Origin of the sequence: Pandoraea iniqua, assembly GCF_902459685.1 — a bacterium.
Lineage (GTDB): Bacteria > Pseudomonadota > Gammaproteobacteria > Burkholderiales > Burkholderiaceae > Pandoraea > Pandoraea iniqua.
Window position 1 is genome coordinate 157505 of record NZ_CABPSF010000007.1, and the last position, 21903, is coordinate 179407.

The window sequence follows — 21903 nt, forward strand, 5'->3', positions numbered from 1 at the left end:
GGCATCGCATGAGCGGCGCGCCGCGCAAGGGCGTCAGACGCGCTGCGCCGCCCTGCCCCATGGGTTCGGCAATTGCGCGTTGGCGTAGCCGGAGACAAAGCCTTTACGCTCGCCCGCTTCAGTGAACACGCTGCGGTGCACGGCGCCAATGTTCGCGCCATACACGTGAATGCTGACCGAAACGCGATCGTCGAAGGCATTGGTCACACGGTGAATGTCGCCAAGACGCGGCGAGAGAATCTCCACATCACCGGGCACCAGCCGCACCGGCTCGCCGGCTTCGACCGGCACGCCCTTGGCATCGAGCACATAGGGCAATGAATCTTCGGCGCCCCGCAGCATGCCGATCAGCCCCCACACCGTGTGATCGTGAATCGGTGTGCGCTGGCCCGGCCCCCAGACAAAGCTGACGATGCTGAAACGCTGCCCCGAATCGCAATGCAGCAGGTATTGCTGATAGTGCTCGGGGTGCGGCGTGGCGAACGCATCAGGCAACCAGTCGTCACGCGCGACCAGTTGCGCGAGCAGGCCAGCGCCTTCTTCGAGCAAGGTCGTCTCGTGTGGACGGCGTTCCAGCAGCCGTGAAAATGCCGCGACAAAGTTGCGCAGCGGGTCGAGAGCGTCGTAGTCGTGCGCGGACAAATTAGCAACGTCGGAGACGTTGGGCGGGTTGTTTTCAACCAAAGCAGCGGTCATGCGTGAACTCGGAAGGCAGCGAGCGCGCGCCGGCCGGCCGCGCTCAGGATGGTGTCGTTTTGCGGCGTGTGAATGCGGCTGCACAGCACGTCGCGATGATGGCGCTCGAGCGGATTGTTGCGCGAGAGCCCGTGATTGCCCGTGAGTTGCAAGGCCAGTTCCAACACGCGGATGGCATTGCCCGTCACGGTGAATTTGAGTGCGCCGCTGGCGATGTCGTCGTCGGGCTGCCCCGCATCGGCGGCGGCAGCAGCCGCATCGAGCAGGCGCTGGTTGACGTGCAGCAACGCCGCGACTTCGCCGACGGTCTCCTGCACGCGCGGCACGCTGGCGAGCGGTGCGCCCAGATTGCCCGGGACGCGCGTGTTCAGGAACGTGACGAGCCATTCGGTGCCCGCGCGCGCCACGGCGTCATACAGCGTGCCCAGCAGCACGCTCATCCACGCCTGCTGTTCGATGTGGGCATCGTTGTCGCGCTGGCCGATGCCTGCCGGTGCCCACTCGTGCAACGGGCGGATATCGACGGCGTTGCCAAACGGCAGATCGACGTCTTCGAGGATGACTTCGTGACTGCCCGATGCGCGCAGCCCCAGATGGTCCCAGTTCGGCACGACGCGAATGCCCGGACGATCCAGCGCATCCCCGCCATCCTGAAAACTGGCTGGCCTCGGCACCAGAAACACGCCGACACGCGGTTCGGCCTCGTCGGTGCGCGCCCAGACCGACAGCCAGCTAAGCGCCGGAATGCCGGTGCAATAAAGCTTGCGGCCCGAGAGCCGCCAGCCCGTCTCGGTACGGCGCGCGATGGTCGACGGCAGACCGCCGCGCGCAGGCGTGCCCAGATCGGGCTCGACGCGAAGCGCATTGATCAGCGCGCCGCCGGTCACAGCGCTGCGGAACACCTCGTTGCGCTGGGCGTCGGGCCATCGCGTGCTGGTACGTACCAGCGAGCGATGTTGCAGATACGTCATCGTCAGCACGAGGGCCGTGGCCGATTCGCCCGCCGCCACGGCGCCGATGATGCGGCGTGCCTCGGCCAACCCCGCGCCATGGCCGCCATGGGCCTGCGGAATCACCGCAGCAATCAGACCGTGACGTTGCAACTGCGCGAAGTTATCAAACGGGAAGCGGGCATCGCGATCGAGCGCGGCAGCCCCCGCAGCGAAGTCGCGGGTGAGCTGCGGCAAGCGCGCATCCAGCAATCGCGAAAACGTGTCGGCGCGGATGGCACGGGCCTCGGCGCCCGGATGGCGCACCTCGCCCTGCGTGCTGGCCAGATGCAGCACGGCGCCGGAGACGCCGGTACGGTCGTCGCCCGGCGCGGCCAACTCGGAAGGTTGAGCAACGGTAGACATGAGATTTGGAATAAGCAAATACGCGTCCGGCATAGGACGCGCCGGTTCGCCGGGTTTCAGGCAGTGCTCATAGCGTAAGGCGCCACCCGCATAAGCCCAACCATCCATATTGAATAATCTTTGCGTAAATGATTATTTAACGGCCGAGATTTGTTTGCGTAGGCTCACTCCCGTTCACCGTCTGTTCCGATCGATGGGCGTGTAGCGCAAACCGGCCCACGTCGCCCTGTCCGCGCTGCCGCCTCTGTTGCCCCACAAGAGAAAGCAAGGAGAGCGCTCATGAGCGTCGAGATCATCGGCATGATCCAAAGCAGTAAGCAGTCCGAAATTCATCCGAAAAGCGGCCCCGTGGTCGATCGCGACTATGTGCGCACATTCGCCCGCGCCCACGAGCAATCGGGCTTCGACCGGATTCTCGTGCCGCACCACTCCACCAGCCCGTCGGCCACGCTCACCATTGCCTATGCGTCGACGGTGACGGAGAACATTCACTTCATGCTCGCGCATCGTCCGGGCTTTACCGCGCCGACGCTGGCTGCGCGCCAGATCGCCACGCTCGACCAATTCAGCGGCGGCCGTCTGGGCGTGCACTTCATTTCCGGCGGGTCGGACGAGGAACAGGCGCGCGATGGCGACTTCCTCTCGCATGACGAGCGTTATGCGCGCACCGACGAGTATCTGGGCATCCTTCGCCGTATCTGGACGGAAGACAAGCCGTTCGATCACGAGGGCCGGTACTACCGTTTCAAGCAGGGCTACTCGGAAGTCAAGCCGGTGCAGCAGCCGCACGTGCCGATCTTCTTTGGGGGTGCCTCCGGTGCGGCGCTCGAAGTCGCGGGCAAACATGCCGACATCTATGCGCTGTGGGGCGAATCGCTCGATCAGGTGCGTGAGCTGACCACCCGCGTGCGCGCGGCAGCGGCCGTACATGGACGCACGCCCCGCTTCTCGGTGTCGTTCCGCCCGATTCTGGCCGAAACCGAAGCCAAAGCGTGGGCTCGCGCCGACCAGATTCTGGCGCAAGCGAAGGCGATTCGCGCCGCGGCCGGGTTGTCGCAAGGCTCGGCCCTGCAAAGCGAAGGCGCACGGCGTCTGCTGGCAGCAGCCGACAAGGGCGCGCGCCTCGACAAAGTGCTGTGGACGGAGATCGCCGGGCTCATCGGCGGACGCTCCAACTCGACCGCCCTCGTCGGCACGCCCGAACAGGTTGCCGACGCGCTCCTCGACTATTACGACCTTGGCGTCAGCACGTTCCTGATTCGTGGCTTCGACCCGCTGGGCGACACCATCGACTACGGCCGCGAACTGATTCCGCGCCTGCGCACGCTCGTTGCCGAACGCGACCGCCAGAACGGCAAAAACAGCGAAAACAGCGAGAGCGGCGCTACGCGCCGCGCCGCCTGATCACGTCCAGCCGACCCAAGGAAAACACCATGGCCGCCGTTCTGCCCGTCAACACCACCGCCTTTGCCCGCAACGATGACGTTGCGCACAACACCCCTCATCCGACACACACCACGCCCACGGGGCTGGTGCTCAACGCCGCGCCGCAACAGCGCTTCTGGTTCGACGCGCCGCCCGTGCGCAGCGACGTGCTCGCCGAGCGCCGCCATCGCCAGACGCGTTTGGCCGCTGCCTTCCGCATCTTCGCGCGCCACGGTTTCGATCTCGGCCTCGCCGGACATATCACCGCGCGCGACCCCGAGTTGACCGACCACTTCTGGGTCAACCCGCTCGGTGTGCATTTCTCGCGCATCAAGGTCTCCGACCTGCTGCTGGTGAATTCGAAGGGCGAGACGGTCATCGGCGACCGTCCGCTGAACAAGGCGGCGTTTGCGATTCATGCCGCCATTCACGAAGCGCATCCGCATCTCGTCGCCGCCGCACACACGCACTCGACCTACGGCAAAGCGTGGTCGACGCTGGGCCGTGCGCTCGATCCGCTCACGCAAGACTCTTGCGGCTTCTTCGAAGACCACGCGCTGTTCGACGACTTCACCGGCATGGTGGTCGACGACAGCGAAGGGCAACGCATTGCGCACGCGCTGAACAAGCCCAACGGCAGCGGCACGGTGAAAGGCGTGATTCTCAAGAATCACGGCATTCTCACCGCCGGCCCGACGGTGGAGGCCACCGCATGGTGGTACATCGCGCTGGAGAACGCCGCCCACACGCAGTTGCTCGCCGAAGCCGCCGGTACGCCGCAGCCCATCGATGAGGCCACCGCACGGCACACGCACAGTCAGGTCGGCGGCCCCGAGGGTGCGCTGTACTCGTTCGAGAGCCTGTTCGAAGGGCTCGTCGAAGCAGAGCCCGATCTGCTCGACTGACCGGCTCGACTGATCTACGCGGCTGATCCGCCGCATCGCAACCCGTTCAGACCCACCATCAAAAACAAACAGGGGAATCGTCGTCATGAAGTTTCTGGAAAAGGGGAATACCGCACCGTCGCCGGTGATCGATAACGTGCAAACGGGGCGCCGCAAGGTGTTGCGAGCCGGGGGGGCCGTGGCCCTTGCGGCGCCGGCGTTGCTGCTCGGCCGCAAGGCATGGTCGCAGAAGCGCAAGCTCACGTTCGCGTGGAACCAGAACTCGTTCTGCCTGACGCCCATCGTGGCGGCGCAGGAGCGGGGTTTCTTCGAGAAGAACGGGCTTCAGGTCGATCTCATCAACTACAGCGGCTCGACCGACCAGTTGCTCGAATCGATTGCCACCGGCAAGGCCGACGCCGCGGTCGGCATGATTCACCGCTGGTTGAAGCCACTCGAAGCCGGGTTCGACGTGAAGATCATCGGCAGCTCGCACGGCGGTTGCGTGCGCTTGCTGGGCTCGAAGGCTGCCGGTATCACGTCGCTTGAATCGCTCAAGGGCAAGACGGTCGGTGTGTCCGATCTCGCCGCCCCGGGCAAGCACTTCTTCCAGATTCTGCTCTCGAAGCACGGCATCGATGCCGAGCGTGACATCACTTGGCGCCAGTACCCGGCCGACCTGCTGGGCGTGGCCGTCGACAAGGGCGAGATTCAGGCCATCGCCGACGGCGACCCGAACCTCTATCTGCTGGAAAAGCGCACCAACGGCGCGTATGTGGAACTGGCGACCAACCTCACCGGCGAATACGCACGCAAGGTCTGCTGCGTGATCGGTGCACGTGGCGAACTGGTGCGTAACGACCGCGCGGCAGCAAGCGCGCTGGCACGCTCTATCGTGCAGGCGACCGAATTCGTCAACGAGAACCCGAACGAGGCCGCCAAGATCTTCGCCAAGTACTCGCCGAAGATCAGCCCCGAAGACCTGCGCAAGCTCTACGCCACGCTCACTTACTCGCACCATCCGACCGGTGTCGATCTGCGCGACGAGATCGCGTTCTTCGCCGACGACTTCCGCCGTATCGGCGTACTCAAAAAATCGACCGATCCGCAGAAACTGGCGCAGCACGTCTACGCCAATGTCCTTGGGTAAAACACCATGAGCGCCATTCTCGACAATGCCGCATTGCGTGCCGCCAGCCCCGCTGGCGCACTGGAACTGGCAGAACAGGCAGACGGCCCCTCGCTGCGCGAACGCAACGTGCATGGCGCGGGGGCAGTCGGTTCGACCAGCGCTATTGCCAACGCCTTCGACGACACGAGCCTCGATCAACTCTTTGCGGCGCCCCGCACGCCGCCCCTGTGGGGCGTCGGCTTCGTGGCGGCACTCGCCTGGGCCGCGTTCGGTGCGATCACACTGCGCTGGCCCAACAAAGTCGTCGGCTTCTCCGACTGGGCCTTCACCGACGAGTTGGGTGTGGTCGCACTGGTGGTCGCCGCCGCGCTCGCGGTGTTGTCGGTAGCAGGACGCACGACCTCGCCCCTGCTGCGTTTGCGTGAAGCGCTGACCGGCAGCGGTCCGTGGCTCGTGGCCATCGCCGTCGTCCTCGCGGGTTGGGAAATCCTCACGGCGAAGACGGCCTCGCTGCCCACGCCGTTCTTTGCCCCGCCGCAGGCGCTCATCGAGGTCTACACCGAAGACTGGCAACGGCTGGGCGACAGCGCGCTCAATACCCTGCGGCTGCTGGGCCTTGGCTTCGGCTTCGGTGCGGTGGCGGGCTTTCTGACCGGCGTGTCGATCGGCTGGTCGCGCGCCATCGGCTACTGGGTGCATCCGGTGCTGCGCGTACTCGGCCCGGTGCCGGCCACGGCACTCCTGCCCCTGACGTTCTACTTCTTCCCGTCGAGCTATTCCGCGGCGGCGTTCCTGATTGCGCTGTCGACGGCGTTTCCGGTTGCCGTGCTCACGTGGTCCGGCGTGGCCAGCGTGAACAAGAGCTACTACGACGTGGCGCGCACGCTCGGCGCGTCCGACGTGTTTCTCGTGCTGCGTGTCGCCATTCCTGCGGCGCTGCCCAACGTCTTCGTCGGGCTGTTCATGGGGCTTGGCGCGTCGTTCTCGGTGCTGGTGACGGCCGAAATGATGGGCGTGAAGTCCGGCCTCGGCTGGTACCTCACGTGGGCACAGGGCTGGGCCTCTTACGTGAACATGTACGCCGCACTGATCGTCATGGCCCTGCTGTTCTCGGGTGTCATCACCCTGCTCTTCACCGTTCGCGACCGCGCGCTGGCGTGGCAGAAAGGAACCGTCAAATGGTAAGCACGGCCATCTCTCCTTCATCCGATACGACGCGCGGCGATTCGGCTGCGGCGCGACTCGCTTCGACAGAAACATCGGCCCATGCCGGTCAGGCAGCCGCGAACAACACCGGTGCGCAGATCGATATTCGTGGCGTGAGCCACTGGTTCGGCACACGGCAGGCGCCCTTGCAGGTGCTCGACGGCGTCGATCTGAACGTGGCACCCGGCGAGTTTGTCGCGTTGCTCGGCCCCAGTGGCTGCGGCAAATCCACCTTGCTGCGGCTGGTCGCCGGTCTGGAGACGGCGATGCGCGGCACGATCACGCAGGATGGCACGGCGATTACGCGCCCCGATCCGTCTCGCATCGTCGTGTTTCAGGACCCGACGCTCTACCCATGGCGACGCGTGCGCGATAACGTCGCGCTGGGTCTGCAAGCACGCGGCGTGCTGTCGCGCGAACGCGATCGGGTCGACGCCGCCCTCGCGCGTGTCGGGCTGACGGAATTCGCCGACGCGTTCCCGCATCAACTCTCCGGCGGCATGGCGCAGCGCGTGGCACTGGCCCGTGCGCTCGTGAACGATCCGCGCTTGCTCGTGCTCGACGAACCGCTCGGCAAGCTCGATTCGCTCACCCGGCTGGCGATGCAAAGCGAACTCGTGGAACTGTGGCAGCGCGCGGGGTTCTCGTCGCTGCTCGTCACGCACGACGTGGAAGAAGCGATCTTCCTCGCACAGCGCGTGGTCATCTTCAGCCCGCGCCCCGCGCGCATCGTTGCCGAACTGCGTGTCGACCTGCCCTACCCGCGTCATCGCGGCGATGCCCGTATCACCGAACTGCGTCATGAGGCGCTGCGACATCTGGGGCTCGATGCAAGCTGGTAATACTTTGCTGACGAGCACGCTGACGAGTACGCTGACAAGCACCCTGAAGGGCGCGCCACCGGAGCGCGCCCGATGACACTGCCTCCGACACACGTCTGGCTCAACGCCCTTCTGCTCGGCCTGCAATCAGTGCAGGCCGCGTTGTTGTGGGCGCTGCATGCGCTCGGCATCGCGGGTGAGACGCATGGGGCGCCCGCGTGGCCGTGGGACTCACGCATCGCTGGCGAAAACCTCATCATCGACGTCGCGCTGGCCCGCCAGTTTGCATGGACGCTCGCCGCGTTGGCCTTCGCCGTCGCCTGCGTGTTGATCGCAATTTTCTGGCGGCGCGCGCGCCGTTGGCTGATCGCGGCGGCCATCGCATCGCTGGTCTTCGCCCCGTGGCCGTCATCGTCGCTGTGGCTCACGGCGGCGGTACCGACCAGCTTCCACACCAACCCCAGCGGGTTCACCGTCGAGAGCATCGCGCGGGGTTCGCACGTGTATGCGGCGCAATGCGCGGCATGTCATGGCGCGGACGGCCGCGGCGAGGGGCCGCAAGCGGCAGCACTGCGGCGCTGGCCGCCAACGATGGCCAGCGCGCTGCTCAGCCGTCGCGCCGATGGCGAGTTGTTCTGGCACGTGCTGTACGGCATGCGCGACGATGCGGGCGTGACGATGCCCGGCTTTACCGGCCGGCTGAGCGACAAAGAAATCTGGGCCGCGCTCGATTACATGCGCGTACTGTCGGCGTCGGCGGGCATGGCGGCGGGCGGAAGCTGGCCGGTGCCGATTGCGTTGCCCGCGTTGACCGTCACCTGTGGCGACGCGCCCGCGCGAAGCCTCTCGCAACTCTCGCAATGGCGTGGCACGCAGCGGGTGCGCGTGGTGGCCGTCGATGCGCGGCATCCGGCGCCGTTCGAAGATCCCCGCTTTCTGACGTTGCTGATTCGTCGCGATGAGACGGCCGTGTTCGATACCCGGCTGCGCGCACTGCCGGGTGCGGCGGCCGGGGTGCGGCGTGTCTCGGCGCCGCTTGCCGATGGCCTGCGCGCGACGGCACGGCCCGCCATCGCAACGACGGTCGCGTCGACCACGACGACCCTTGGTGCGCGCGCCGATTGCTTTGCCGATTCGCCCGAGGCGTGGCCGGTCTTTGCACAGATCGCCGGGACGACGCCGGACGACCTCGCGGGCACCGAATGGCTTGCCGATCGCGACGGCTGGCTGCGGGCGCTCGCACCCGCGGGCAAGCGTGGCTGGGCCGACGGCGGCCTGCTGTGCACCACGTCATCCGTTGCCGCGTCGCTCACATCGCCGGCCGCCCCTGATCCGCTAAGCGCCACGCTGCGCCAGATGGACAACGAGCCGGTGCGCTTCATCAAAGGCGGCTTCGTGCATTGATCGCTTGACCGCTTTGTCTGACCGTCCAACGACCGAACTCCCACTAACACCACAGGTTTTTCACATGACGATTTCTCGCCGCAGGTTTCTTCAATACGTCACGACGTCGAGCGCCGCCGGTGCCCTCACCACGCTTGCGCTGCCGGGTTCGGCACTCGCACAGTCCGGGCGCCCCGTGCTGAAAGCCGGCGATCAGAAAGGCGGGTTGCGTGCGCTGCTCGAAGCCGCCGACGAACTCAAGCAGTTGCCCTACGACATTCAGTGGTCGGAATTTCCTGCCGCCGCGCCACTTGCCGAAGCGCTCAACGCAGGGGCGGTGGACTGCGGCCCGATTGGCGACGCGCCGGTCATCTTCGCGCTGTCCGCCGGAGCCGCGATCAAGATCATCGGTGCCAATCGCTCCGATGCGTACGGTACGGCCCTCATCGTGCAGCCCGATTCGCCGCTGCGCACCGCCGCCGATCTCAAGGGCAAGAACATCGGCACGACGCGCGGCTCGATCGGTCACTTCGTCTCGCTCAAGGCGATCACGGCGGCCGGGCTCAAACCGACCGACGTGAATTTCCGTTTTCTGCCGCCCGCCGACACCATCACCGCGCTGGCCAGCGGCTCGGTCGATGCATGGGCCACGTGGGAGCCTTACACCGCCGTCGCGGAAACGACGGGGCGCGGTCGCGTGCTCGTCAATGGACGGGGGCTGTGGTCGGGACTGAGTTACCTCGCGGCCACCGACGCGGCGCTTGCCGCGAAGCGGGAAGTGTTGCGCGACTTCCTCTCGCGCGTGGTGCGGGCACAGGTCTGGTCGTATCAGCACGTGGATGCGTTCTCGGCGGCGATGGCGCGCATCATCGGCATTCCGCCCGAAGCCGCGCGCTTGCAGTTTTCCCGTCGCGCGACCAAGTGGCGCAACATCGACGACGCCCTCGTCGCCGAGCAGCAACGCACCGCCGACTTCTACGCACAGGTCGGGTTGCTGCGCCAGCCGCTCGACGTGAAACCGACGTACGACCGAAGCTTTCCGATTTCGGCGTAAGCGATAGGACTCGCCCGGACGCGGCACTTCCGCCGTCCGGGGCGGGCGTCGCGGCTCCATTCCATCGCAGCACTACTGCGACACCGCGGCGCTACGGCACTGCGGCGCTGCGGCGTCGTGGCATCGGTGCGCGCCTCGATTGCGTGGAAGATTTCCATTGACCGACGGTCAGTCGATTAATTAAGATGAGAACCATTCTCAACTTATCGACCACCGGGATGTCACCATGCAACCCTCTCGCCGCCGCGCATTAGTCTGTGCGGCTTACCTCGGCACGTTCCTCGCGTCGCTCGACATCAGCATCGTCAACGTGGCGCTGCCCACGCTCCAACTCCGTCTGCACACCGACATGGCGGGCCTGCAATGGGTCGTCAATGCCTACGCCATTGCCATCTCGGCGTTCATGCTGAGCGCCGGTCCGCTCGGCGATCGCTACGGCCACAAGCCCGTGTGGAGCGCGAGCGTCGTGCTCTTTACGCTGGGGTCGGCCGTCTGCGCCTGTGCCGACACCCTCGCTCCGCTGCTCGTCGGCCGCACAATTCAGGGCGTGGCCGGTGCCTTGCTGATTCCCAGCGCGATGCCGATTCTCACGCATGCGTTTCCCGATCCACGCGAACGGGCACGCGTTATCGGCGGCTGGTCGGCATTCAGTGCGCTCGCGCTGATTCTCGGGCCGTTGCTGGGTGGCCTGCTCGTCGAACACTTTGGCTGGCAGAGCATCTTTCTCGTGAACGAGCCGCTGGGCCTCATTGCGCTGGCGCTCGGTATCTGGGGCATTCCGTCGCGCGAGCGCAACCCTCACGGCGTGTTCGATCCGGCGGGGCAAGTGTTGAGCGTGATTTGCCTCGGCACACTGACCTACGGGCTGATTCAACTCGGCGAGCCCGACACATCGCGTGAATCGCTGGCCGTCGTCTTCGCCATCGCCGTCGTCACCTTCATCGCATTCGTCTGGGTCGAGCGGCGCGTGGCGCGTCCGCTGCTGCCGATGGCGTTGCTGCGCGACCCGCCCATGCGGCTGGCCAACATCGCCTCGTTCGCGCTGGGCTTCGCGGGGTACAGCAGTCTGTTCTTTCTCTCGCTGTTTCTACAACAGGCGCAAGGCCATACGCCTGCCGCGACCGGCTGGCAGTTGATGCCTCAGTTTCTGATGATGGGGGTGACGTCGCTGCTCTTCGGCCGCATCGCCCATCGCGTCGCCCTGCCCTTGTTGATGGTGGCCGGCTACGGCGCGATTGGGCTGACGATGTGTGCCATGGCCGCCTTTACCCCCGACACGCCGTTCTGGATCGTCGGCACGTTGTTTGCCGTGCTCGGCCTCGGCATGGGTCTCGCGGTGCCCGCCACCGGCACGACGGTCATGGGGCTCGCGCCTGCCGAGCGCACCGGCATGGCCTCCGCAACGATGAACGCGCTGCGCCAGACCGGCATGACGATGGGCATTGCGCTGCTCGGCAGCGTGATGAGCCTGCGGGCCATGCACGGCCTCGCCGGGGCGGCACAGGCCCACGGCGCCGCCGATGCCCCGGGACTGGCGCGGTTGGCCGTCACAGCGCATGTGATGGACGGGCAACTCAACTGGCTGCCGCAGGCTTACCGAGTCGCCATGACACAAGGGTTCGCACTGGCCATGATCGGCGGCGGACTGACGTGCGTGGTCATGGCGGGCGTGTTGTTCCGCTATCGCCGCCATGCCCCCGATGCATCGGCCGGCGACGGCAAACACGGGCGTCTGGCAACTGGCTCGGTGGGAGATTGACGAACTGTCTATGGCATCGCAACGCGGGGGCGTCGACACTGCGAAGACTCCCCCTATCAACGACGCACGAGGCGCGCGATGGCCGACGTCACTTTGCTTTCCGCCAACCTGTTGGTGGCTTACACGGCTTATTTCGTCGGCACGGCGAGCCCCGGGCCGAGCAATCTGGCGATCATGTCCATCGCGGCGAATCATGGCCGCAAGCCCGCGCTTACGTTTGCGCTCGGCGTCATCACGGGATCGATGTTCTGGGCGACGGTCGCCATGCTCGGCGTGTCGGCGGCCTTGATCGCTTACTCGCAGTTTCTCGTCGCGCTCAAGATTTTCGGCGGCGTGTATCTGCTGTGGCTCGCGTTCAAGTCGGGACGTGCTGCCCTCAATCCCTCATCTCATAAGGCCGCCGTGTCGACGGAAGGCGAGCCGTTCAACCGAATCTATCTGCGTGGCGCGCTGCTGCATTTGACGAACCCGAAGGCGGTGTTGAGCTGGGTGTCGATCGTGGCGCTGTCGTCATCGCATGACGGCGCGGTGCAGCCGGCCATCTTGCCGGGATGCATCAGTATCAGCGTGACGGTGTTCTGCGGCTATGCGCTGCTGTTTTCGACGCATGCGGCGCGTCGCACTTATCTGCGCCTGCGACGCTGGCTCGATGGCGGACTCGCGCTGGTCTTCGGCGTGGTCGGGTGGCGATTGCTGCTCACAGCGCGCGCGTGATGCCGGCACGGTATGTGATAGCGTGACGCTTTCTGCGACCTCCGGGCGCTCACGCGATTTGTTCACATGATCGATTTCGACACCGACGCGCTACTGCGGCTCGTCACCACGCCGATGCCTTACGGCAAACACAAGGGCACGATGATTGCCGATCTGCCCGCCAACTATCTGAGCTGGTTTGCCCGGGAAGGCTTTCCCACGGGCGAGATCGGCCGCCTGCTCGCGCTGATGTACGAGATCGATCACAACGCGCTCGGCGATTTGCTGAAACCGCTTAAAGCCTCACGCGGTCCGGCCTGAGGCCAGCATCGCGGGCGGGAACCGGCGCACCCACTGCGTGCGCTGCTCGTGCGCATGGGCCAGTTGCAGCACGGCGAGATCCGCCTGCGCCGGGCCGATGATCTGCAAACCCATCGGCAACCCGCGTGCATCGAAACCGACCGGCACGCTGATCGCCGGCAGACCGGCCAGCGTGGGACCGATCACCACTTCCATCCAGCGGTGATACGTGTCCATCGGCTTGCCCGCCACCGATGCCGGCCAATGCGTCTGCGCGTCGAACGGGAAGACCTGTGCCGAAGGCAGCAGCAGAAAGTCGTAGCGTTCGAACAAGCGGGCGAGCGAGCGATACCACTCGCTGCGGTCGATCGACGCGCGGAACACATCCGCCGCACGCAGGTGTTCGCCACCGGCCACTTCCCATTGCGCTTCGGGCTTGAGTTTGTCGCGGCGCGCAGGGTCGGCATACATCTCGCCCAACGAACCGTTGACGAGCCAGTGGCGCAACGTGAGCCACGTCTGCCACAGACGGTCCATCGAAAAATCGGGCGCGCATGGTTCGACTTCGCAGCCCATCTCCGTAAAGTCGCGTAGTGAGGCTTCGCACAGCGCCATCACGCCGTCTTCCATCGGCAGATAGCCGCCGTAGTCGCCCAGCCACCCCAAACGCAAACCCTTCACGTCGCGATCCAGTGCGCCTGCGAACTGCGCCGGATCATGGGCATGGGCCAGCGAGAGCGGGCTGCGCGCGTCGTAACCGGCCTGCGTGGCGAGGAGCCGCGCGACGTCGGCGACGGTGCGCCCCATCGGGCCTTCGGTACTTAATTGTTGAACGAAAATTTCCGGTACTGGGCCATACGGCACGCGCCCTTGCGACGGACGAAAGCCATACACGTTGCCGAACGCCGCCGGGTTACGCAACGATCCCATCATGTCGCTGCCATCGGCCACCGGCAGCATGCGCATGGCAAGTGCGCTGGCCGCGCCACCGCTGCTGCCCCCTGCGATTCGGCTTGTGTCGTAAGCGTTGAGCGTGGTGCCGAACACCGGGTTGTAACTATGCGAGCCGAGCCCGAACTCCGACACATTGGTCTTGCCGATGAAGATCGCGCCCGCCGCCCGCAGGCGCGACACGCTGATGCTGTCTTGTGCGTCGGGGCCGGTCGACGTGAGCGGCGAGCCTTTGCGTGTGGGCAAGCCCGCGCACGATGCGAGATCCTTCACCGCCTGCGGCATGCCGTGCATCCAGCCGAGATATTGCCCCTGTGCCAGTTGTCGGTCGCGCTCGTCGGCTTCGCGCAGCAGCGTGTCGGCGTCGCGCAGCGAGACGATGGCGTTGACGGCTGCGTTATGTTGGGCGATGTGCGCGAGGTACGCCTGCATGACTTCGCGACACGACACGCGGCGCGTGCGGATCGCATCCGACAGCGTCAGTGCATCGAGCGCGACGATGTCGTCGAGGCGTTCTGCGGAGTGGGGCGCGTGCGGGGAATTTCCGGCGGCGGCGGGGGCGTCCACTTGTGAATCGACGGCGGCCGGGGTCGGCACGTTCGGCACAGAGGCCATTTGTCTCTCTCCTTGGCGGGGCGTCGCTCTGTCGGCGACGCCGTTGTCTGACACGTCATTGTCGGTCAAACCCGCCACGGATGCCGAGAGGAAAAATTTCGCTCCCGGCATCAAGGCTTCGTTCGTGAATCAGTGGGTGAGCGGATCGAGCCCGGTCGACTCGACGTCATGCGCCGCCGCAGGGGCTGCCATGAACATCAACATCTTCTTCGCCTCGTCCGGATGCGGCGCATTCACCGGCACACCGCCTGCGAAGCGCGTCACCGATTGCAGCGACTCGGGAATCTTGCCCGCAAACGCAATGCCCTTGACCGGCAGCAACTCACTCACTTGCTGCAAGCCCACGGCATAGTCGCCCGCGGCCACTTTCTCGGCGACCGGGGTCTTCTGCACCATCACGGCTTTGCCGCGCATCTGATCGGCAATGCCCAGCTTGCTGAACAGTTCGCGCTCGACATACACACCGCTCGCGCTATCGGAATACGCCACCGACTTGGCGGCGAGCAGTACGGCTTTCAGCTTTTCCGGCGTGCTGACGTCGGGCACTACTTCGCCCGCTTTCACGACGACACCAATGCGCGAATCGGCCAGATCGACGCGTGAATCCGCACGCACCTTGCCTGCCTTGATGAGATCGTCGAGCGCGTAGCCAACCATGATGACGGCGTCTGCCGATTCTCCCCGTGCCAGACGATTGGGAATGGCTTCGGGTGCCTTGCCCATCGACGGGCCCCACGCCGTGTCGACGTGATCGCCCGTGGCCGCTTCGAACTTCGGCAGCAACGCCTTGTAGGCCGCAGTGAAACCACCGGAATTCATCACGCGCAGGTCTTCCGCGCGGGCGGTCGTGGCACCCAGTGCGGTGGCCAGCAACAGGCCGGCGCCGATGGCGCTCAGCAAACGTCGGGACGTGCGCGTACGCGCCTTGGAAGTCAGGGCATTCATGAGTTGTCTCGCTCGATGGTGTTTTTCTGAGGGATTGCCTGCGTCAGGACCGACGAGGCAGAGAAAGCAGTGAAGGCATTGAAAGCAGTGAAGGCGGGAAGCAGGCAGATACGCATGCGTCCCGCCTCACGATCAGTTGGCCGTGCGCAGATCGGTGCGCGTCTGGCCTTGGCCGCCCGTGCGGCCGCGATACAGCGCGAGCGTCGCGCAGATCGCACATAGCGCCGCAAAGCTCATCCAGTAGCCGGGCGCAGCCTTGTCGCCGGTGGCGTGAATCAGGTACGTCGACAGGGCCGGCGTGAAGCCGCCGAAGAGTGCCGTTGCGATGCTGTACGCCAGCGAGAAGCCGGCCACGCGCACGTCGGGCGGCATCACTTCGGTCAGCGCCGGGATCATCGCGCCGTTGTACATGCCGTACAGGAACGACAGCCACAGCAGAGCGATCAGCATGCGCGAGAAGCTCGGCGCCTGCACCAGAAACGACAGCACCGGGTAGGCGGTGACCAGCGTGAGGCCCGCGAACAGCAGCAACACCGGGCGGCGGCCAATGCGGTCGGACAGCGTGCCGCCGATCGGCAGCCAGATGAAGTTCGACACACCCACACACAACGTCACCAGCAGCGCATCGGTGCTCGACAGGTGCAGCACGCTCTTGCCGAAGGTCGGCGCGTAGACGGTGATCAGGTAGAACGCGGTGGTCGTGAGCGCCACGAGCAGCGCGCCGCCGATCACCACACCGGCGTTGGCCGCCATCGAGCGGAAGACTTCACCCACCGACGGATGACGCTTGCGTTGCTTGAACTCGTCGCTTTCCTGAAGCGAGCGGCGCAGCGCAAAGATCACCGGCACGATCATGCAACCGACGAAGAACGGCAGACGCCAGCCCCACTCGCCAATCTGCTGCGCCGTGAGCGTCAACGACAGGATGAACCCAAGCGCCGCCGAGACGACGATGGCCACCTGCTGGCTGGCCGACTGCCAGCTCGTATAGAAGCCCTTGCGGCCCGGCGTGGCGATTTCTGCCAGATAGACGGATACGCCGCCGAGCTCAGCCCCGGCCGAGAAGCCTTGCAACAGACGGCCGATCAGCACCAGCACCGGCGCAGCCATGCCAATGGTGGCGTAGCCCGGGACGAACGCGATGAGGATGGTGCCGCTCGCCATGATGCCGAGCGTGGTGACGAGGCCCTTGCGGCGGCCGACGTTGTCGATATACGCGCCCAGAATGATGGCGCCGAGCGGCCGCATCAGGAAGCCCGCGCCGAACACGGCGAAGGTCAGCATGAGCGAGGCGAATTCACTGTCCGTCGGGAAGAAGACGCGCGAAATCTGGGTGGCGTAGAAACCGAACAGGAAAAAGTCGAATTGTTCGAGGAAATTGCCGGCGGTGACGCGCAGTACCGCGCCGGCTTTCGAGGGTCGACGCGAAATCGCGTCTTGGGGGCGCTGTGGCATGCGCTGTCTCCGTGTTGCCTGCGGCCCGGGGGGTCGGTCCGCAAAAATCGTCGCATTGCTGCGCCTCTGCCAAGGGACGTGTCGAGACCGTCATGGGCGCTTTTTTGAAGCCGCCAATGTTGCGCCGTAAGTTCCACCCTTGTGAATTGCAAGTTTTGGAAAGATTGATGCGCATACGCTATCAATCGTAGGATGCTGATGCACCGACCGAGCGGTAACAAGGTAGACTCGCGGCGCCTCGTGTAACACGCGTTTTTGGCGTGTTTTTTGTTCGTTTTGCTGGCTACAACACCGTCGCCAAACACCCCGTCAGAGACACGTTTTTCCTCCCCCCCGAACGTCATGGCGATCAACTTCGATCTGAACGATCTGCAAGCCTTTCGCGCCGTCGCGCAGCTTTCCAGTTTCCGGCGCGCGGCCGAGTCCATCCATCTCTCGCAGCCAGCACTATCGCGCCGTATCGACAAGCTCGAAGACGCGCTGGGGGTGAAGCTCTTCGAGCGCAGCACACGGCGCGTAGCGCTCACGAATGTGGGGCGCGCCTTCGCTCGCGATGCGGAGCGGATTCTGGCCGATCTCGACAACGCGCTGCTGGGCATTCGCGATGTGGCGTCGACGAGCCTCGGGCACGTGACGATTGCCTGCGTGCCGTCGGCGGCCTATTACTTCATGCCGCAGGTGATTTCGCGATATCACAAGGCGTTTCCGCGCATTCGCATTTCGGTGCTGGATGCGAGCGCCAATGAAGTGCTGGCGGCGGTGGTCAACGGCGACGCCGACTTCGGGCTCAACTTCATCGGCTCGCAGGAGCCGAACATCGAGTTCAAGCTCTTGTTGCAGGAGCGCTATGTGGCCGCGTGCCGGCGCGATCATCCGCTGGCGGGAAAAAAGCGCGTGACGTGGCGCGAGCTTTACGAATACGACTACATCACCGTCGGCAAGGTGTCGGGCAACCGGTTGTTGCTCGATCAGGCGCTGACGGGGTTGCCGCAGCGCCCGCCCAGCATCTGCGAGACGCAGCACGTGACGACCATGCTCGGCTTGGTGGAAGCGGGACTCGGGGTGGCGGCGGTGCCCACGATGGCGATGCCGGGCGCGGAGCATCCGTTGTTGACGAGCGTGCCGCTGATCGACCCGGTGGTCACGCGCCGCATGGGCATGATTCGCAGCAAGGGACGCCCGCTCTCGCCGGCGGCGGAGCAGCTGTACCGGTATGTCGCGGAGATGAAGGTGACGTCGCGCCGGAAGGCGGAGCCGGCCCTATAACCAAATGGCGCGAAGATCACGCGCCGATACACTTTGTTACCCGTCTTACGAAAGATGAAACATTGAGGTGCGGGCAGTGCGGCGACGGCTCCTTATACTTGGCTGCGCGATTAACCCGAATCTATACGAGCCTCATGTTCAAGCGAATTCTCCCGATGGTGGTGCTGGCTGCACTGGCCGCAACCACTTCCCTGACGGCCACGGCCGGTGATATGAACAATGCCCTCGGCGGTGCGCTGGGCGGCGTGGCCGGTGCGGCGGTGGGCGGTGCGCTCGGCGGCAGCACGGGCGCCGTCGTGGGTGGCGCGGTCGGCGGTGGCGCCGGTGGTGCGATCACGTCGAACCGTCGCGAACGCACGGGCGCCATTCTGGGCGGTGCATTGGGCGGCGGTGCCGGCACGGCAGCCGGCAATGCGATGGGCGGCCAGTCCGGCGGCCTGATCGGCGCAGCGCTGGGCGGCGGCGCCGGTGCGGCACTCGGCGGCAACATGTCGCGCTCGAACTCCTACGACGACGACTATCGCCACGGCAAGCGCCGCGGCCATCGCAAACACCATCATCATTGATCGATGCGGATGCCGGTGATATCGGCCGGTAGATGACAAAAAGCCCTGCGAGCGGATCGCAGGGCTTTTTTGTTGGTGCGCGCCAACGTCGTACCAGCAATCTCCCCTTACGCCCTGCCCGGCTCCGGGAGATACGGGCCGAGGCCCGTCGGGTAGCTGCCCGGCAGGAGCATCGAGGGGTCGAGACGGTCGACGGTCGTGCGGCCTGTCAGTGCCATCGTCACGTCCATTTCCTTCGCCATCACTTCCAGTGCACGGCGCACGCCGGCTTCGCCCATCGCCCCGAGTCCATACAGGAACGGACGGCCGATCAGGGTGCCCTTCGCGCCCAACGCCACCGCCTTGATGACGTCCTGCCCCGAGCGAATGCCGCCGTCGAGCCAGACCTCCGTGTCGCGCCCCACCGCCGCGACGATGTCGGGCAACGCGCGAATCGTCGACATCGTGCCGTCCAACTGACGCCCGCCATGATTGCTCACGACGATGGCGTCCGCACCAGTGTCGCGTGCCGCACGCGCATCTTCGGGATCGAGCACGCCCTTCAAGATCAACTTGCCGCCCCAGCGCTTCTTGATCCACTCGACGTCGTCCCACGACAAACACGGGTCGAACTGCGCCGCCGACCATGCCGCCAGCGAGCCGATGTCGTCAACACCCTTCGCATGGCCGACGATGTTGCCGAACGTCCGGCGCTTGGTCCCCAACATGCCCATGCACCAACGCGGCTTGGTCATCATGTTCATGATGTTCGGCAACGTGAGCTTGGGCGGCGCCGACAGCCCGTTCTTGATGTCGCGATGGCGCTGCCCGCTGATCTGCAAATCCATCGTCACCATCAGCGCGGAACACCCCGCCGCCTTCGCGCGGTCGATCAGGCGCTCGATGAAGTCGCGATCGCGCATCACGTACAACTGAAACCAGAACGGCGCCTTGGTATGCGCCGCAACATCTTCGATCGAACAGATCGACACCGTCGAGAGCGTGAACGGCACCCCGAACGCCTCGGCGGCACGCGCTGCCAGAATCTCGCCGTCGGCATGCTGCATGCCCGTCATGCCGGTCGGGGCCAGCGCCACGGGCATGGCCACGTCGGTGCCCAGCATCGTCGTGCGCGTGCTGCGGTGCTCGATGTTGACCGCCACCCGCTGGCGAAAACCGATTGCGCTGAAGTCTTCCGCGTTGGCGCGGTAGGTCGACTCGGTCCACGAACCCGAATCGACATACTCGTAGAACATGCGCGGTACGCGCCGCTGCGCGAGAACCCGCAAGTCCTCGATGGTGGTGATCACTGCCATGCTGCGTCTCTTTGGTTTTTGATAGTGCCGATTCAAAGACCGGCATCGGTTGTCGGTAATTCGACTCAATTCAAATCAACTCGCGATGATATTCGACGAGTGATACAACGAGCCTCTTCCGCTTGAAAAACCTGTATCACCGATTGATAATCGACTGAGAATCACCTGAGAAGCGACTGAAAATCGATTATTGCGAGAATTACAGGTAGTTAATATCTTCTATTGTTTTATTTCTGCTTGACGAGATCGACAAGCGACTGCGTGTGCTTGATTGTCTTGAGCACGATGTTCGATTGAATCGACATGACAGCCGGCGCTCGGTATAGCTCATTGACGATGAAGTCGGAGTAATGCGCGAGGTTGCGGGCTCTTACCGTCAAGATGTAATTGGCTGATCCGGTGACAATTCGTGCAGTCACGACTTCAGGCCAGTTCTGCACGCACGCCAGAAACTTTTCATGCCATTGATCGACGTCCGGACGCAATGTGATTTGCACTAGCGCTTCGAACTCCAGACCGATATGCTGTGCGTCCACGATACAGCGGTATCCGGAAATCACACCCCGGTCTTCAAGTAATTTGACCCGGCGCAGGCAGGCTGAAGGCGATAAACCGACAGCATCGGCCAGCTCCTGGTTCGAGATACGGCCATTGAGTTCCAGATGGCGCAGGATGCGCAGATCGGCAAGGTCAAGGTTCATTGGCAGAATCCATCAAGTTTTCCGGGATTTTGGCAGATCCTTCGACGTCCCGCCAGTTGCTCGGCATAAATAGCAAGCAAATTCAAATTTTGCATTGATATGATAGCCCTCGGCTTTCAGCCGGGAGGCTGCATTGTTTGCGCCGGACATCGGGGGATTGCTCGCGTTGCGCAACCACCCAAGGCACCAAAAGTGCAGTTCCGGTTGTCGCCGTTGTCGTGCCAAAAAGAGTCCGCCGTCTCCTATATCGGAAGGAGAAGCGGGCCAGTTTCGACAATTAGCTGATGTCTACAAGACTAAAAAGGAGACCCATGAAGTCTGCAATTCCGGCCAGCCTGGCCATTGTGACGGCCGCCTGCGGCCTGGCTTTCAGCACTACCGCCGCCGCCCAAAGCTCGGTCACCCTCTACGGGATCGTCGACCAGAGCGTTCGCTACCAGACCAACGCCAATGCCAATAACGATGCCCTCTGGCAAGTGACCAACGGCGCCGTGACCAACAGCCGTTTCGGCTTCAAAGGCACGGAAGACCTCGGTGGCGGCCTCAAGGCGATCTTCCAGTTGGAATCGGGTATCAACCCGCAGAACGGCACGCTCGCCAACGGCCCGCGCCTGTTCGATCGTTATGCCTTCGTCGGCCTGCAAAACCAGTACGGCACCATCAAGATCGGCCGTCAGGCCACCGAGGCGTTCAACGTCTATGGTGACTTCGACCCGCTCACGATCGGCAACTACGCCAACAACTCGTGGATGTACAACATCACGCGCGGCCGCGTCGACAATGCCGTCAGCTACGCCGGTACGTTCGGGGGTCTGTCGGTCGGTGCGACCTACGGCTTCGGCAACACAGCCGGCACGATGGCCGCCAGCAATTACTGGGGTGCGCGTGCCGCCTACGCGATGGGCCCATTCCAGCTCGCCGGCGTGTATCAGCAAGCCCGCGACGCAAGCAAGCGCGTGCAGCAGATGTGGGGCTTGGGCGGTATCTACAGCGTCTCGATTGCCAAGGTGTTCGTCGGCTACATGGGTGGTCGCGACCGCAGCGGCTGGCTCGACGGTACGCTCAACGATCCGTCGCAAACCGTCGCCACGGGCAACCTGAACGACAACCCGCGCAAGGACATGACGTTCTATCTCGGCACGACCATTCAGGCCATGCCGAACCTCGCGATCACGGGCGCCGCCTACTTCGACGACATCAAGAACATCAACGCGCAGGCAGGCGATGCCGGTTCGGGCCGTCGTTACACGTACGTGCTGCTCGCCGAGTACGCGCTGTCCAAACGCACGCAGGTCTACGGCACGGTCGATTACAACAAGGTCAGCGGCGCCGCACGCGTCGAACTGCCGGGTAACTCGACGCAAGTGGGCGTGGGCACAGGTATTCGCCACATCTTCTGAT

At 64.6% G+C, this 21903-nt stretch carries 20 protein-coding genes; 13 read left to right on the plus strand and 7 right to left on the minus strand.

Annotation, left to right across the window (positions count from 1 at the left end):
• Positions 1–33: 33 nt before the first annotated feature.
• Entirely contained in the window at positions 34–696 is a 663-nt protein-coding gene (locus PIN31009_RS21715) for a cysteine dioxygenase family protein (protein ID WP_150791553.1), read from the minus strand.
• On the minus strand, positions 693–2051 hold the full coding sequence (locus PIN31009_RS21720; RefSeq protein WP_150791554.1) for an acyl-CoA dehydrogenase family protein: 1359 nt from the start codon (positions 2049–2051) through the stop codon (positions 693–695). Before PIN31009_RS21720 ends, PIN31009_RS21715 begins: the two co-directional genes overlap by 4 nt.
• 279 nt (positions 2052–2330) lie before the next feature.
• On the opposite strand from PIN31009_RS21720, the gene PIN31009_RS21725 reads away from it, so the two are divergent.
• The 10 genes from PIN31009_RS21725 (at position 2331) to PIN31009_RS21770 (ending at position 12729) form a co-directional block, all read left to right on the plus strand.
• Positions 2331–3455, plus strand: coding sequence for an LLM class flavin-dependent oxidoreductase (locus PIN31009_RS21725; RefSeq protein ID WP_150791555.1), 1125 nt, complete (start codon positions 2331–2333; stop codon positions 3453–3455).
• 29 nt (positions 3456–3484) lie between these two features.
• Positions 3485–4381 carry a class II aldolase/adducin family protein gene (locus PIN31009_RS21730; RefSeq protein WP_150791556.1) on the plus strand — a complete coding sequence of 299 codons (897 nt, stop codon included), beginning with the start codon at positions 3485–3487 and terminating at the stop codon, positions 4379–4381.
• An 85-nt stretch (positions 4382–4466) separates the two neighbouring features.
• Positions 4467–5510, plus strand: coding sequence for an ABC transporter substrate-binding protein (locus tag PIN31009_RS21735; protein ID WP_150684944.1), 1044 nt, complete (start codon positions 4467–4469; stop codon positions 5508–5510).
• Between the two features lie 6 nt (positions 5511–5516).
• The gene (locus tag PIN31009_RS21740; RefSeq protein ID WP_246185799.1) at positions 5517–6677 is read left to right on the plus strand and encodes an ABC transporter permease; all 1161 of its coding nucleotides are present in this window, start codon (positions 5517–5519) and stop codon (positions 6675–6677) included.
• Positions 6671–7540: an ABC transporter ATP-binding protein gene (locus PIN31009_RS21745; RefSeq protein WP_150791557.1), complete on the plus strand. Its 870-nt coding sequence runs from the start codon at positions 6671–6673 to the stop codon at positions 7538–7540. Before PIN31009_RS21740 ends, PIN31009_RS21745 begins: the two co-directional genes overlap by 7 nt.
• Positions 7541–7612: 72 nt before the next feature.
• Positions 7613–8923 carry a c-type cytochrome gene (locus PIN31009_RS21750; protein ID WP_174997326.1) on the plus strand — a complete coding sequence of 437 codons (1311 nt, stop codon included), beginning with the start codon at positions 7613–7615 and terminating at the stop codon, positions 8921–8923.
• Positions 8924–8987: 64 nt separating this feature from the next.
• The gene (locus PIN31009_RS21755; RefSeq protein WP_150791558.1) at positions 8988–9956 is read left to right on the plus strand and encodes an ABC transporter substrate-binding protein; all 969 of its coding nucleotides are present in this window, start codon (positions 8988–8990) and stop codon (positions 9954–9956) included.
• 226 nt (positions 9957–10182) lie between these two features.
• Positions 10183–11715 carry an MFS transporter gene (locus PIN31009_RS21760; RefSeq protein ID WP_150791559.1) on the plus strand — a complete coding sequence of 511 codons (1533 nt, stop codon included), beginning with the start codon at positions 10183–10185 and terminating at the stop codon, positions 11713–11715.
• Between the two features lie 78 nt (positions 11716–11793).
• Entirely contained in the window at positions 11794–12429 is a 636-nt protein-coding gene (locus tag PIN31009_RS21765; protein ID WP_150791560.1) for a LysE family translocator, read from the plus strand.
• 66 nt (positions 12430–12495) lie between these two features.
• Entirely contained in the window at positions 12496–12729 is a 234-nt protein-coding gene (locus PIN31009_RS21770; protein WP_058377699.1) for a DUF3820 family protein, read from the plus strand.
• Here PIN31009_RS21770 and PIN31009_RS21775 read toward each other — a convergent pair.
• The 3 genes from PIN31009_RS21775 to tcuC form a co-directional block, all read right to left on the minus strand.
• Entirely contained in the window at positions 12712–14274 is a 1563-nt protein-coding gene (locus tag PIN31009_RS21775; RefSeq protein WP_150791561.1) for an amidase, read from the minus strand. The two genes, PIN31009_RS21770 and PIN31009_RS21775, sit on opposite strands and share 18 nt — an antisense overlap.
• Before the next feature lie 129 nt (positions 14275–14403).
• Entirely contained in the window at positions 14404–15219 is an 816-nt protein-coding gene (locus tag PIN31009_RS21780; protein WP_150791562.1) for a substrate-binding domain-containing protein, read from the minus strand.
• A gap of 132 nt (positions 15220–15351) precedes the next feature.
• The gene (tcuC, locus tag PIN31009_RS21785) at positions 15352–16674 is read right to left on the minus strand and encodes an MFS transporter (protein ID WP_150684953.1); all 1323 of its coding nucleotides are present in this window, start codon (positions 16672–16674) and stop codon (positions 15352–15354) included.
• Positions 16675–17016: 342 nt separating this feature from the next.
• On the opposite strand from tcuC, the gene PIN31009_RS21790 reads away from it, so the two are divergent.
• Positions 17017–17940: a LysR family transcriptional regulator gene (locus PIN31009_RS21790; RefSeq protein ID WP_058380139.1), complete on the plus strand. Its 924-nt coding sequence runs from the start codon at positions 17017–17019 to the stop codon at positions 17938–17940.
• 134 nt (positions 17941–18074) lie between these two features.
• Positions 18075–18506 carry a hypothetical protein gene (locus PIN31009_RS21795; protein WP_087686573.1) on the plus strand — a complete coding sequence of 144 codons (432 nt, stop codon included), beginning with the start codon at positions 18075–18077 and terminating at the stop codon, positions 18504–18506.
• A 107-nt stretch (positions 18507–18613) separates the two neighbouring features.
• Here the strand turns inward: PIN31009_RS21795 and PIN31009_RS21800 are convergent, their stop codons facing one another.
• Together PIN31009_RS21800 and PIN31009_RS21805 are read right to left on the minus strand one after the other, a co-directional pair.
• Entirely contained in the window at positions 18614–19801 is a 1188-nt protein-coding gene (locus PIN31009_RS21800) for an alpha-hydroxy acid oxidase (protein ID WP_150791563.1), read from the minus strand.
• A 227-nt stretch (positions 19802–20028) separates the two neighbouring features.
• A complete protein-coding gene (locus tag PIN31009_RS21805) occupies positions 20029–20502 on the minus strand; it encodes an Lrp/AsnC family transcriptional regulator (protein ID WP_039372583.1) in 474 nt (157 codons plus the stop codon).
• A gap of 311 nt (positions 20503–20813) precedes the next feature.
• Here PIN31009_RS21805 and PIN31009_RS21810 point away from each other — a divergent pair, with 311 nt between their 5' ends.
• Positions 20814–21902, plus strand: a complete 1089-nt coding sequence (locus PIN31009_RS21810; protein WP_084656045.1) for a porin — start codon at positions 20814–20816, stop codon at positions 21900–21902.
• The last annotated feature ends 1 nt before the right edge of the window (position 21903 follow it).